The following is an 11,729-nucleotide window of genomic DNA, read 5'->3' as shown; positions in this document are numbered from 1 at the left end:
AAACTTCATCTTGCTGATGCGATGGCGTCGGGAGGCGTTGTGTTTGAAAGGCAACGTTGCAAAGACCGGTTATTGCGATTGCCGACCACGTACGCCAATGCAATTAACGATCCGCGCACCAACGCCCGTCAGACCCATTTTTCGCTGTAGTTGGAGTAGGCCATAAGGCCCACTCCTGTCGCCCTACCAATCAGGCGTCGACTTTTTGCTTGGCAAACAAGTTATAGGTTGCTTGCAATGACTGTATTGCAAGAGTTGCCGTTTGCGAATTTTGTGCACTGTCGGCGTTGACCCAAACCCATTGTGTTCCGTTGCCCTGAATTGGGTATTCATAGGTGTTGGACGGTATGGAGGTGACGGTGACCTGATTTTGTGTCGTGCCGGTGTAGGCAATTGTGTTGGAGGGGTCGGCTTTCGTATTGAGAATGACAACGTTGGCCTTGGTTTCAGTAAGTTGTACTGAAATGAACTGGTTGATGTTGCTCTTCAAGGTAACATCATACCAATGGCTTGCTGGCACACCGTAGAAACGCGTAAATTTCGTAAACGTTGCTGTTGAGCCGATTGGTGCAGCAACATTGTTGATGCCGGATGTGTTCGTCGGCATTTTTACGCTGGCAATATAAGCATCTATTTTTACGCCTGGATCGGCAGTGGTTAGTGAAATGCTGACGGAGGCCGTGTCGCCGCCTGAAACAAAGCATAGCGCTGCAAGGCCCTGATTACCAGTAGTGCCAGGCACAGTAACCTTAACGGGAGGCTGTGATTGACTCCAAATCACGTTCACAGTCGCGCTGGCGTTGTTGCCGGCCGAGTTGTAGAAAACCAGCGCGTATAGTTGCCCCTGATTCAAATTGCCGTTGCAGCTTGCTGTGTCACCGCCGTTCAAGGTGATCAGACGTCCGTCGTTCCAAGTAATTGCTGTCATTGTCCTAATCCTTTGATTGCAACTAAGGTGTGTGACGTTACAATATGCAATTTATGGTTCTCCTAAGTTCAAGTCAAGGCCCCTTTATGCAAATTTGCTAAAACAAGCGCTGGTTTACTAATTATATATAAAACTAACCGCACGTTGGTAGGGAGGAACCAGGAGGGTCTGCCGCAAATTCCGCGGTCAGCGGCATGTGGGACCATCTGAAGACAAATGTTGGTTTCCACGAAGAACTGAGCCGGTTAGTCTCATAATTTCCATTGAGAATTGAGCCATGTGAACCTTCCCCCACGCGGATAGCGACGGGGGCAACGAGTGATCCACAAGGGACTTTTAAACATCATCCATCGGATGGCGCTGCGCGAGAAGCTGTCGGTGCGCGAGATCAGCCCGCGCACCGGACTGTCACGCAACACGATCGCCAAGTACTTGAGCGCTGGCACGATCGAGCCGACGTTCACGGTACCGGAGCGGCCGAGCAAGCTTGATCCTTTTGCCGACAAACTGGCGGCCTGGCTGAAGACCGAAGCCGGGAGGTCACGCAAACAGCGCCGAACGCTCAAGCAGCTTCATGCCGATCTGATGGCTCTCGGCTTTACCGGCGCCTATGGCCGTGTCGCCGCCTTCGCCCGTGAGTGGCGGGTTGAGCAGCAGACGGCTGGCCGCGGCATCATGCTGTCTGAGCACCGCGATGAGGCCGCGACCAGCGCTTTCTTCGCCCGCACGATTAAGACCAATGGCTGGCCCGAAAAGGTCGTCATCGACAAGAGCGGCGCGAACCTGGCAGGATTGCAAAACATCAACTGGCTGCTGCTGTTGTATGGATGGTTCTGGCTGATCGAGATCCTGCAGGTCAAATACCTCAACAATACGATGGAGCAGGACCACCAGTTTATCAAGAAGCTGACCCGCCCGTGAAGGGCTTCAAATCCTTTCAGTCTGGGTCGGCACCCTCCGGCTCACGCCGGATACGGTCACGCCCCCTCCGGGACCGTGGGTCTCTTCTCTCTCTGACGTCCCAGTTTACTCCAGCAAATCCGGCGTCAAGGACGGCGCGGTCTCCCCAATTTTTCCGCCGCTGCGTTGCACTTCGCTTCCCGAAAAAATTGGTTCCCCCCGCTTGCAAGCCGCGTTCCGCGGTCCTTGAACCCCTCTTTGCAACAGAGTGGCCGGTCTCCGTCATCAAGATGAAGGAGATCACACAATGCCATCTGACCAGAACCTTGCGCTCTACACCAAGCTTTCCGGTTTCCGGCTCGTCGTCCTGGCAAACCGCTTCGGCTGCGATACCGACGTCTCGCGAAAGCTCCATGATCGACTGCTCGAAGGGCATGAGGCGGCTGCCGGTCGTATCCGGACCATCATGGCATTGGAGCGGAGCGTTCTTGCCGGCGACGACGAATATGCCGCGTACCGGCTGGAAGGTGAGACCGAGATCTTCGGACGCTTCACCATCATCCTGCTGGAGGAGCTCGACATCGATTTCGACACGCACGAATACCGCATCGACCAGCATCAGGCCGCGAAACAACGCCTGCACTTTCGCCGCAGGCATGCCGACATGAACGCCGGCTTGTCTGGCAGCCACGTCGGCGGCCGACACCCAGCGCTTCCAGCCGCTCCTGGCAATCACGGCGACTGGCTGTTCAGGCGGAATGGACGGATCGGCGCGACGAATGCGGTCCGTCGGCAGATCCGGGAGATAGATCGAGACAACCCTTGTCATCGCACGCCCTTACGAGAAATTCAGCACATTCACCCGCTTTTACGCGCATCAGTTCCAGCAACCATTGGGGCCTTCCGACACCCGGCACTGGCAGCTCCTCCGACGGCATGACGCTCACCCGCCACCGGGTGGTCGATGCCGTCGGCTGCCCGAAATCATTCGCCTCCGTCTGCCTGCGCCAGCGTCGGACGGCGAGCGCCATCGTCCCTGTTCTCTCGGCCGCCAGCTGCAGCCGGCGCGAGCCGACCATCGGCAGGCGGACGAGTTCACCGACGACAGCACCCAATCCGCCGAAAGACAGTCCTTCCTCCATATTGGCGAGCACATCCTCTTCCTTGTCGGACTCGACGAAGATCACCCGGTCCGCATGCAGCCCGACCTCAGCGAGTGCGGGAAAAAACAGGTCCGGCCGCGTCAGACACCAGATCACAGGACCTTTGGTGCGCGCCGCGATGCCAGCTGCGCAAAGCGCTGCCGCGGCTCCATCCACCGTGCCTTGCCCGCCGCCGGCAAACTCATGCAGGGCGCCATAGGCAAGGCCACCGCCTGGGAGGACCACATCGATTTCCGGCACGCCGAAGGAAAGACAGCCAGCCTTTCTGACTGACACGCCTTCCAGCGAGGCGATGCGCTCGCGCAAATCGGAAATCACCCGTTCGCGGGCAGCAGTCATCGTTCACGGCTCCCTTCAAGGTCGTGTTGGCGGCCGACATCATGTCGAGCAAAATGCGGATGTTCTGTTTCTGTTCCCGCCAAACTGAAGAGTCAAGCAACCGGAAGGATGGGAATATTATCCTGCCCACGAGGAACCGAAGAATATCCATGAGAATCAGGCCGGTAGCGCCGGCTGAGTTTTTTTGTAGCCCCTGCACCTCTCCGGTGTGGATTGCGGGGACAAATGCCGTATCGTCACAGTGTCTTTAAGCTTTTTCTGCTGAACTGCCACCATGACGAAGCCTCCGAGATCAAAACCGCTTCTTCGTGACACGGAGGCTCCGATCCGTTCGCGGCCGCGCAAGAAGCGCAATCCGGCCCAGCCGCAGCTGCTTTTCGATGCGATGCCTGACCGCGTCGAGCCCGCGCTGGCGCAATTGAAGACCCATCCTCCAAAGGGCGACAAGTGGAGCTGGGAGCTGAAATGGGATGGCTATCGCCTCGCCGTTCATATCGAGCCGCAGGGTATCCGGATCCTCACCCGCGGTGGCCATGACTGGACACATCGATTTCCGGCCATCGAGCAGGCAGCCCGCGCGCTCGGGCCTGCGACGATGATCATCGATGGCGAGGCCGTTGTGCTCGACGCAGGGGGGCGGCCGGATTTCGGGCTGCTGCAGCAATCGCTCGGCGCATCCGGCAAACAAGCGGGTAACCGAGCTTCCGACGCGATCTTCCACGCGTTCGATCTCATCTATTTCGACGGACACGATCTGCGCGGCGTCGATACCGGTCGCGCCGGCATCTCCTCGATGACCTGTTGACCGGCAAAGGCGCCGCCCTTCGGCTATCGGAGACACTCGACGTCGAACCAGCCGTCCTGCTTGAGCACGTCTGCCGCCTCGGCCTGGAAGGCATCGTCGGCAAGCATCTCGATCGGCCCTATCGTTCCGGCCGGACCGGGGATTGGGTGAAAATCAAATGCGTCCAGAGCGAGGCTTTCCTCATCATCGGCTATGAGAAGTCGTCGGCATCCCCTGCCGGCTTTGGCTCGTTGGTGCTTGCTGCCTATCGCGGAGCCGAACTCGTCCACGTTGGAAGTGTCGGGACGGGCTTCAAGGAAGCGGAAACCATCCGGTTGCGGAAGATGCTGGACAAGCTGCGCTGGAAGCGAAAGCAGCCGCCCCTGCCCTATTCCGGAAGTGCCGATGTTGTCTGGGTCGAGCCGACCCTGATTGCCGAGATCGAGTTTCGCGCCTGGACGACAGACGGGAAACTTCGCCATCCATCCTACAAGGGTTTGCGCGAACGCCAGGACAATGCCGACGTCTTCCGGCTCGACTAGCGAAATCAGCGCCATACGCTAGATTTCCCACCAGTCGAGCCGAGCGGAGTAGCTATGTGCAATCTTTATCGCATGGAAGACAGGGACTGGGTCGCGAAATGGGCCCAGGACGCGCCGAAAGCCTGATCAACCTAATGCGGGCATACCAGATGAACCCCGATCAGATGGGGCCGATCGTCCGCAATACCTTTGAGGGAAAGAAGCAGTTGGTTCATGCGCGCTGGGGACTGCCCTCCCCGCGCTTCACGCTCAGAAGGCCGCCAAAGCGAAAGCCGAGAAACTTGCGGCCAAGGGTAAGCCATTCGATCTCGAAGAACTGATCCGCATGGAGGCCGACCGCGGTACGACCAACGTGCGCAAGCTCAGTTTTCCACATTGGAAGCGATGGTTCGGCGTCGAAAATAGATGCCTCGTCCCGGTCACCAGTTTCGCGGAACCGGATCCAGCCAGCCAAGCGGAAGTGGTAAGGTGCCAAATGCCTGGTTCGCCCGCGACGAGCAAAAGTCGCTGAAGTTTTTCGCTGGCATCATGTGCCGCAATGGCAGAGTGTCCGAAAGTGGGACGGCCTGACCACCGACGACCTCTATGGGTTTTTGACCACGGATCCCAACAGCCTGGTGAAGCCGATCCATGAGAAGGCCATGCCGATCCTGTTGCTGACGAAGGAGGAGACCGACACCTGGATGCTGGCTCCTTGGGATGAGGCCAAGGATCTCGCACGGCCTCTACCGAACGACGCGCTAATCATTTCCTCACGCGAGCCGTACGGATCCACGATCGTCTCGACATCTGGAGAACCGGTGGAACAGGGCAGTCTGCTTTGACGCCTGAACTCTGAGCTTGATTGTATGGACAAACGAAAAAGCCTGCCGCGGGAGGAGGTGCGGCAGACTTTTCGAAAGAATTGAACAACGGCTGGGAGGAGGAGTGCCGCTGTTCTCTCAGGCGCCCTTTGGGAGGAGGAGTGGGTCGCCTGAAACACGAAGCTTTGGGGGAGGAGGTGCATCGCTTCGTTAATCTGAAAATACCACAGGACGCTCCGGCCGCCAGCGCTCAGATCGCAGTGCAGCCATGCGCATGTTGCAATGCAATATAAATCCTGTGCTTGTTTTTCGGCCACTATTTTCGAAACGAAAAGTTGTCCCGAAGAAATGAGTTGGGCGGGGGTTAGGTGGACGCCTTGAAGGGAGCAGCACTGCCGACCAAGCAATTAGTAGGTCGCCGCCTTGAACGGAAACGAGCCCGTCGACCACTATCCTGCTGCTTAACCGACCGTGCAGCTCTCCCTCCAATGTCGCAATATCTCATCTCTCTGGCAGCGATTGGCGCAGCCTTTCAAACATATCACCTATAAAAAAGGCGGGCCGCAGGGCCCGCCTCTCAAATAGCCTTGATGATGCCAGCGAAGGCTCACGTAAATTCAAGGGTCGGTATCTTGCTAAGGTCAACCGAATGTTCGGCCTGCCATGCATCGTAGGCGGCCTGCATACGTAGCCATAAGCCGGCGCCCATGCCGAATAGCTTTCCTAGACGTGCAGCGATATTCGGGGAAACAGGCTTCTTCTCAGTCATAATATCATGCAACTGCTGCCGAGAAATCCCAAGCAGGGTCGCAATTTCTACTTTGGTCCTGCCCGTATCGGGCAGGATATCATTGAGTAACGCGCCCGGATGAGACGGGCACCGTTCTAGGGGCCTTACTACATCATAAGCCATTCTCGTCTCCATTTGGTCCTTTCTAGGAAACTGCCATTATGTTCTTGGCAGTTTCCAGCGCCAGCCCTTACTGGGTGACGCTGGTTGGTTCGTTAGTGGTATTGCTCCAGGTCAACTTGCGCGACGTCGCCTTCGGAAAATTCGAAAGTAATACACCACGGGCCATTGACGTGAATTGTATAGCGAGTGGGATCGAACCCATTCAGTGAGTGAAACTTGAATCCCGGAACACTTTTCAGTTCCGCGTGGTTATTAATCTGATCAAGAACATCAAGCCTGCCCATGATGCGCTTCTGAAGATCGGGGGCAATCTTGCTGGACTTTCCGGTCTGAAAAAAATCTCTGAGATCTTTATTCTTAAAATTCAAAATCATAAATTGCTTCCTTATATTCTATGTATCGATTTTCCATACAATGCCCTTGGCTGTTGAAGACGATTCGAATGTAAGCGATCCGTTGACGGATGTCAAGGCTCAAGTAAGCAGTTCGTTGACTTTAGCTGCCGTCCCCCCTCACCTGCCTAGCACGCACCACAAGCGTGCGATATCGATGATATCGTCACGCGAGGCCGCGTTAGATCCTCCTGGTTCCAGGCGACACCAAACCCAATCTTGGCAATTCGGCAGATCTTGCGTCCATTCCGGCACGAAGCCTTTGCCGAGACGGGCGGAAACCAGCGACACCAGCGAGGACGTGATCGCAGCTCCAAGCGACATCGTTCGTCAGATTATGCTCCTCGAACTTTTCAGCACTTCGTCGCAGGCTTGCCCAGCTGAAAATTCAAAACTTAGACAAAGGATTGGCTCCTGACCAAGCCGGTCAATCGCCGGCTCTGCCCGCGAGTTCCCTTCGATCCTTTATGCGATCTTTTTAGCCCAGAACGTGAACACCATGGCAACAGCATCACTGACTCTAAGCTTTCGCTGTGCCAGCCATAAAGGATCCTGGCTGAAGCCGATGTCCGACTAAGCAGTCATATTTGTTGCGATCAGGGAACGCGTCTAGGCAGTTATATTGCCACGGCAGCGGCTTGAAGGTTGCGGTGTTTGCTATCGCTGCTGAGGATCTAAAGTGAATATGGAGGCCCTTTTAGTGCAGCCAGCTGATCATTTCGCGCAGCGCGCTTTCAGCGCAAGCACTCCGAGTTAATTGCTTCGGCACTCAAGAGATAATCCGCCGTGCTTTGAGCGCAATTTGCGAGCGGCTATAGTTCGAACTTCAAAGGTGTCGCTTTTCCGTGGGTTGCCGCCTAAGCTGTGTAATTGCTTGCAAAAGGAGGAAACGTGCCGATTCGTGTTGACACTCTGCGCATCGCGGGGTTGAGGGGTTTGCAGAACATTGAGGTCGACCTTCCGCCGATCACTGTTTTGATCGGCACAAACAATTCCGGGAAGACCTCGGTCATCAAGGCCCTTCATCTCGCGTTGGGCGATTATAGCCGATACCTCACCACAGAGGATTTCCACATTGACGCGACTGACGCGCGGTCCCTCCGCATTGTCGTCGACGTCCGGACCGTGCCCGTCGACCCGACCGGAAAAAGACTGAAAACATTTGAACCGGAATGGATCCAGGAGTTCGAAGACACCATCCGTGCAGATGCTGACGGCAACCAGTTTCAGGCCACTCGAACAGTCGCGCGACCCGATCCCATCAAAGGCGGTTTCGTGGTGGATAGGTACCTTCATGACCTCTGGCCGAGCTTCGGCGACTGGATGTCCGAAGGGGCGGCGCCACGGACGAGACATAACAGGCGATACGATATCGTTCCTTTTATTTCGATAGACGCACAGCGCGACATCCATCAGGAGCTGAATGAGAAGGCATCGTTCGTGGGTCGGATCCTTTCAAGCATCCAATATGGTGCGGAGGATGTTTCTCGCCTGGAATCTTTGATCGCCGACCTCAACAGGGAGGCGGTCGATAAAAGCGCACCGCTCACACTCTTAAAATCGCACCTCGACTCCTTGAGGGACTCGTTTGGCGGGACCGGCAGCGCTGAAGTCACACCATTTCCCAAAAAGATCCGTGATCTGTCCCGGCGGTTCTCTGTCAATTTCGGAAGTTCGGCGACGACCTCATTCTCTATGGAATACCATGGAATGGGAACCCGCAGCTGGGCGTCAATGCTGGCAGTAAAGGCATTTTCCGACATGCAGGCCCAACGGCATCGAGATGAAGCCAGCCCATTCCATCCTGTGATCGCTGCCGAGGAGCCCGAGGCGCACTTGCATCCCAATGCCCAACGAGCACTCTATGCTCAGCTGTCCAATTCCGTTGGCCAGGTTGTCATTAGCACCCACTCCCCTTACCTCGCTGCAATGTGCGGCCTCGATTCTTTGAGGTGCATTGCCAGCCCCGGCGGTCGCAAGGAATGCCGCCAGCTCATTCGAGGTTTGGATGCGGAAGAACTAAGCGTCCTCCAGCGCGAGGTTATGCGAAACAGAGGTGAGATCCTTTTTGCGAGAGCAGCGATAGTCTTCGAAGGTCTGACTGAGGAGCAAATATTTCCGGCGATGTTCGAGAAATATTTCGGCGCGCCTTCGTTCGCTAAAGGGGTCACTTTGATAGGTGTCGGCGGAAGACACTACTCGCCGTTCGTGAAGATGGCAGCAAGTTTCGGCATTCCGATCTATGTCGTCAGCGACAACGAAGCGATCACGAGAACCTCAGTCGACGCCCAGCTTGGAAAAATCGCCCCGGAGACCGGCCTTGTCCTTAATGACAGCAACTATGGAATCTCATATCTTGGGGAGGGGAACGACATCGAAGCGGAGCTTGTCTCGGTACTTGGTCTGCGAGAAGAGGCGGTAGCAGCGCTCACGGAGGCTGAAACTAGAGGAACGGACAACGAGCGCTGGCGAGAAGCGAAGATGGCGGAGCTCAAAGCACTGGGCGACGACGACCTGATTAAGAGGATGCGGGGAGCGAAGACATCGTATTCTGCAAGCTTTGCGACGCTGCTTGAGAAGAATTCCCGAAACCTTTCGAACGAACAGCTCATCCCGCTGGCGGTTCGACAGGCGTTTGAAAAGATTGCCCAATGGCTGAACTGACGCTCTCACCAAACCAGCAAGTGATTGTATCGGCCCCGATTGGGGGGGCGTTGTTAGTTCTGGCTTCTGCCGGTTCAGGAAAGACGCGGGTTCTTACCGAAAGAGTTCGTCATATCCTCTCTTCGACGAAGAAGGACGGCGTCGTCGCCTTCACGTTCACGAACGCGGCGGCAACCGAGATCAAGGAGCGCCTAAAAGGCGCTAGAGACGATTTTGAAGAACGTCTCTGGGTCGGCACCCTTCACTCTATCGCTCAGCGCATATTGGAACAATACGGGCATACAATTGCATTGCCCGCAAACTTTCAGATAATTGAACGCGACATCGACCGGATGGAGCTGTTCATGCAGTCTCTGCGCGACGCAGGCGTCGACATCGACGACTACCTCGCTGTCTCGGATGAGCGCGAGCATCGAAACCGTGAGCGCATCCTCCAAAGCTATTTGAGTTCTTTCTCTGTCATCAAGCGCGAGATGCTTACCGAAGAGGAGGCCAGCGCCCGATTTCCCGAGCAGACTTCCGTTTGGCGAATTTTTCAGGATTATCAACGGGCGCTCCTCGCAAGCGACGGAATCGACTTTGACGACGTCTTGGTTTTAGCGCACCGACTCCTGCTGATGCATGATTGGGTCGCCACAATTTATAGGACCAAGTTCAGGCACGTCTGTGTCGACGAGGCGCAAGATTTGAATCGACTGCAGTACGAGTTCATAAAGGCGTTTTGCGGAACCTCTGTGACGAGCGTGCTGTTTGTTGGCGATCCCAACCAGATGATCTATGGCTTCAATGGTTCGAGCGCCGAGTACATGACGACCCGTTTCCCCGCAGAATTCGGCGCCTATGTCGTGAAGCTCAACGAAAACTATCGAAGCACCAGAGCGGTGATAGCAGTCGCAAACAAACTCAAGCCAAACACCCAGGAGGTTACAAAGTTCGCCCTGCAGGGAGGAATGGCAATCACAGCCTACGACGACGAGGTCTCGGAGGCGTCGGGCGTGGTCCACACGATCGAGCATTTGCTCTCTCTCGGTGTTCACCCGGAGATCGAGGGACAGATAGGGCTTGATAAGATCGTTGTCATTGGGCGGAATCGCTTTGTGTTTTCCTCCTTGGAGCAAGAACTCAGCGATCGAAACATTCCGTTCTACTTCCGAAAAGGAGAACGATTGAGCGACGCCAGTAGCCTTTTTGGCAGAGTTCTGGACAATGCAATACGTTTGAAGGTCAACCCAAAGGACTGGGTCAATGCTAACCGACTTGCGGGCGTTCTAGGTTGCAAACCGCCTTCAGACCAAGCCGTGACACTCGAATGGCTTGCTTCCAATGCGTCCCAATCGACGGTCTTCCCCGCCATCCAAACTTCGCTCATCGAGCGTATCCGCCACCTGGACCCAGAACAACCAAACGTTCGGAAATTTGTCGCTGACTGCGAAGCTGAGCTCGGTCAAGTCGCCGCTGGAAGTTTGAGCGAGTTTGGCAGGTCGGAACTGGAGCGTAGCCTGTCCGAACTGCGTGAGTTTCATGAACGATGGACTCTGTTCAAGTCCAAGGGCATGGGATCGTCTTTGGTCGCGTTTCGAAATGCCATGGCCCTCGGGCAGCTCGCCGGGGACCAGCAGACGGCTGGATTGGCGTTGAGCACCGTCCACACCATGAAAGGATTGGAGAAAGACATCGTCTTCCTTGTCCAGATGTGCGAAGGAGTATTTCCAGATTACCGAGCGCAATCTGCTGCCCAGATTGATGAAGAGCGCAATGCCATGTTCGTCGCTGTGACCCGAGCGCGCCGTTGGCTCTACATCACCTATCCCCAAAGCCGGAAAATGCCCTGGGGCGACGTCAGATCGCAGGAGCGCTCACGCTTTCTCGACGAGATCGAGCACTGATCCCAGTGGCGAGGTTTGAGCAGTTACCGACAGCGAGCGCGGCGGCCCTGGTTGTCTTAGGGCGGACGCGCTGCTCCAATGGGTGCGGATTTCGAGGTTCGAGCCTTCACTGCTGCGGGCTTCGAGGATCCCGTGACCGGCAGTCTGAACGCCGGGATTGCAAAGTCGCTGATTGCGGCCGGCATTGCGCCTGACATCTATGTTGCCAGTCAGGGAGTGCTTGGCCGGTCCGGCTGGGTTTCGGTGACCAAGGTCGGCGGCCCGATCTGGATCGGGGACATGTCGCGTGCTTTTATCCCGTTCGGCCGGGAGCGGAAGTCCACGCCGGGCGTCGCCAATCGATCCCCTCAACGAGCATCGAAAGCTGCGCCTGCGTCAGGTGCGCTACACCCTCTTTCGCCGTCGGCCAGGGAAA

The 11,729-nt window shown here is 56.2% G+C and carries 8 protein-coding genes and 7 pseudogenes; 8 read left to right on the top strand and 7 right to left on the bottom strand.

Annotation, left to right across the window (positions count from 1 at the left end):
• Positions 1–190: 190 nt before the first annotated feature.
• Positions 191–928 (bottom strand): hypothetical protein, encoded by a 738-nt coding sequence (locus ATY75_RS30845; protein WP_088940395.1) that lies wholly within the window; start codon positions 926–928, stop codon positions 191–193.
• A 354-nt stretch (positions 929–1,282) separates the two neighbouring features.
• Here ATY75_RS30845 and ATY75_RS30840 point away from each other — a divergent pair.
• The 3 genes and pseudogenes from ATY75_RS30840 to ATY75_RS35370 all read left to right on the top strand — a co-directional run.
• Positions 1,283–1,600 (top strand): annotated as a pseudogene (locus ATY75_RS30840) (IS21 family transposase); the annotation flags it as partial.
• A 3-nt stretch (positions 1,601–1,603) separates the two neighbouring features.
• Complete coding sequence (locus ATY75_RS30835; RefSeq protein WP_245317664.1) at positions 1,604–1,849, top strand: transposase; 246 nt, start codon at positions 1,604–1,606, stop codon at positions 1,847–1,849.
• Positions 1,850–2,135: 286 nt separating this feature from the next.
• Positions 2,136–2,441: pseudogene (locus ATY75_RS35370) on the top strand (hypothetical protein); the annotation flags it as partial.
• Here ATY75_RS35370 and ATY75_RS30820 read toward each other — a convergent pair.
• Both ATY75_RS30820 and ATY75_RS30815 read right to left on the bottom strand, forming a co-directional pair.
• Positions 2,433–2,657: pseudogene (locus tag ATY75_RS30820) on the bottom strand (DNA polymerase Y family protein); the annotation flags it as partial. The pseudogenes ATY75_RS35370 and ATY75_RS30820 overlap by 9 nt on opposite strands.
• Complete coding sequence (locus ATY75_RS30815; protein WP_088940394.1) at positions 2,578–3,330, bottom strand: ImuA family protein; 753 nt, start codon at positions 3,328–3,330, stop codon at positions 2,578–2,580. The gene ATY75_RS30815 and the pseudogene ATY75_RS30820, both read right to left, overlap by 80 nt.
• A 274-nt stretch (positions 3,331–3,604) precedes the next feature.
• Between ATY75_RS30815 and ligD the strand changes: the two are divergent.
• Positions 3,605–4,656, top strand: a pseudogene (gene ligD, locus ATY75_RS30810) (non-homologous end-joining DNA ligase).
• 54 nt (positions 4,657–4,710) lie between these two features.
• Positions 4,711–5,480: pseudogene (locus ATY75_RS30805) on the top strand (SOS response-associated peptidase).
• 586 nt (positions 5,481–6,066) lie between these two features.
• On the opposite strand, the gene ATY75_RS30800 reads toward ATY75_RS30805, so the two are convergent.
• From ATY75_RS30800 to ATY75_RS35365, 3 genes and pseudogenes are all read right to left on the bottom strand, one after another.
• Positions 6,067–6,372 (bottom strand): HigA family addiction module antitoxin, encoded by a 306-nt coding sequence (locus ATY75_RS30800; protein ID WP_086083794.1) that lies wholly within the window; start codon positions 6,370–6,372, stop codon positions 6,067–6,069.
• A 92-nt stretch (positions 6,373–6,464) separates the two neighbouring features.
• The gene (locus ATY75_RS30795) at positions 6,465–6,746 is read right to left on the bottom strand and encodes a type II toxin-antitoxin system RelE/ParE family toxin (RefSeq protein WP_088940393.1); all 282 of its coding nucleotides are present in this window, start codon (positions 6,744–6,746) and stop codon (positions 6,465–6,467) included.
• A gap of 138 nt (positions 6,747–6,884) precedes the next feature.
• Positions 6,885–7,119 (bottom strand): annotated as a pseudogene (locus ATY75_RS35365) (LysR family transcriptional regulator); the annotation flags it as partial.
• Between the two features lie 536 nt (positions 7,120–7,655).
• On the opposite strand from ATY75_RS35365, the gene ATY75_RS30785 reads away from it, so the two are divergent.
• The 3 genes and pseudogenes from ATY75_RS30785 to ATY75_RS30775 form a co-directional block, all read left to right on the top strand.
• Positions 7,656–9,428 carry an AAA family ATPase gene (locus ATY75_RS30785; protein WP_088940392.1) on the top strand — a complete coding sequence of 591 codons (1,773 nt, stop codon included), beginning with the start codon at positions 7,656–7,658 and terminating at the stop codon, positions 9,426–9,428.
• On the top strand, positions 9,416–11,314 hold the full coding sequence (locus ATY75_RS30780; RefSeq protein ID WP_088940391.1) for an ATP-dependent helicase: 1,899 nt from the start codon (positions 9,416–9,418) through the stop codon (positions 11,312–11,314). Before ATY75_RS30785 ends, ATY75_RS30780 begins: the two co-directional genes overlap by 13 nt.
• A gap of 84 nt (positions 11,315–11,398) precedes the next feature.
• A pseudogene (locus tag ATY75_RS30775) lies at positions 11,399–11,590 on the top strand (phenazine biosynthesis protein PhzF); the annotation flags it as partial.
• 16 nt (positions 11,591–11,606) lie between these two features.
• On the opposite strand, the gene ATY75_RS35660 reads toward ATY75_RS30775, so the two are convergent.
• Positions 11,607–11,693, bottom strand: coding sequence for a hypothetical protein (locus ATY75_RS35660; RefSeq protein ID WP_348627423.1), 87 nt, complete (start codon positions 11,691–11,693; stop codon positions 11,607–11,609).
• Between the last annotated feature and the right edge of the window lie 36 nt (positions 11,694–11,729).

Origin of the sequence: Rhizobium sp. N122 (genome assembly GCF_002211295.1) — a bacterium.
Taxonomy (GTDB): Bacteria; Pseudomonadota; Alphaproteobacteria; order Rhizobiales; family Rhizobiaceae; genus Rhizobium.
This window is presented reverse-complemented; position numbering and strand designations above follow the sequence as displayed.

Coding starts and splice junctions, on each gene's coding strand:
- ATY75_RS30845 (WP_088940395.1), bottom strand. CDS start 928: ATGACAGCAATTACTTGGAACGACGGACGTCTGATCACCTTGAACGGC.
- ATY75_RS30835 (WP_245317664.1), top strand. CDS start 1,604: ATGCTGTCTGAGCACCGCGATGAGGCCGCGACCAGCGCTTTCTTCGCC.
- ATY75_RS30815 (WP_088940394.1), bottom strand. CDS start 3,330: ATGACTGCTGCCCGCGAACGGGTGATTTCCGATTTGCGCGAGCGCATC.
- ATY75_RS30800 (WP_086083794.1), bottom strand. CDS start 6,372: ATGGCTTATGATGTAGTAAGGCCCCTAGAACGGTGCCCGTCTCATCCG.
- ATY75_RS30795 (WP_088940393.1), bottom strand. CDS start 6,746: ATGATTTTGAATTTTAAGAATAAAGATCTCAGAGATTTTTTTCAGACC.
- ATY75_RS30780 (WP_088940391.1), top strand. CDS start 9,416: ATGGCTGAACTGACGCTCTCACCAAACCAGCAAGTGATTGTATCGGCC.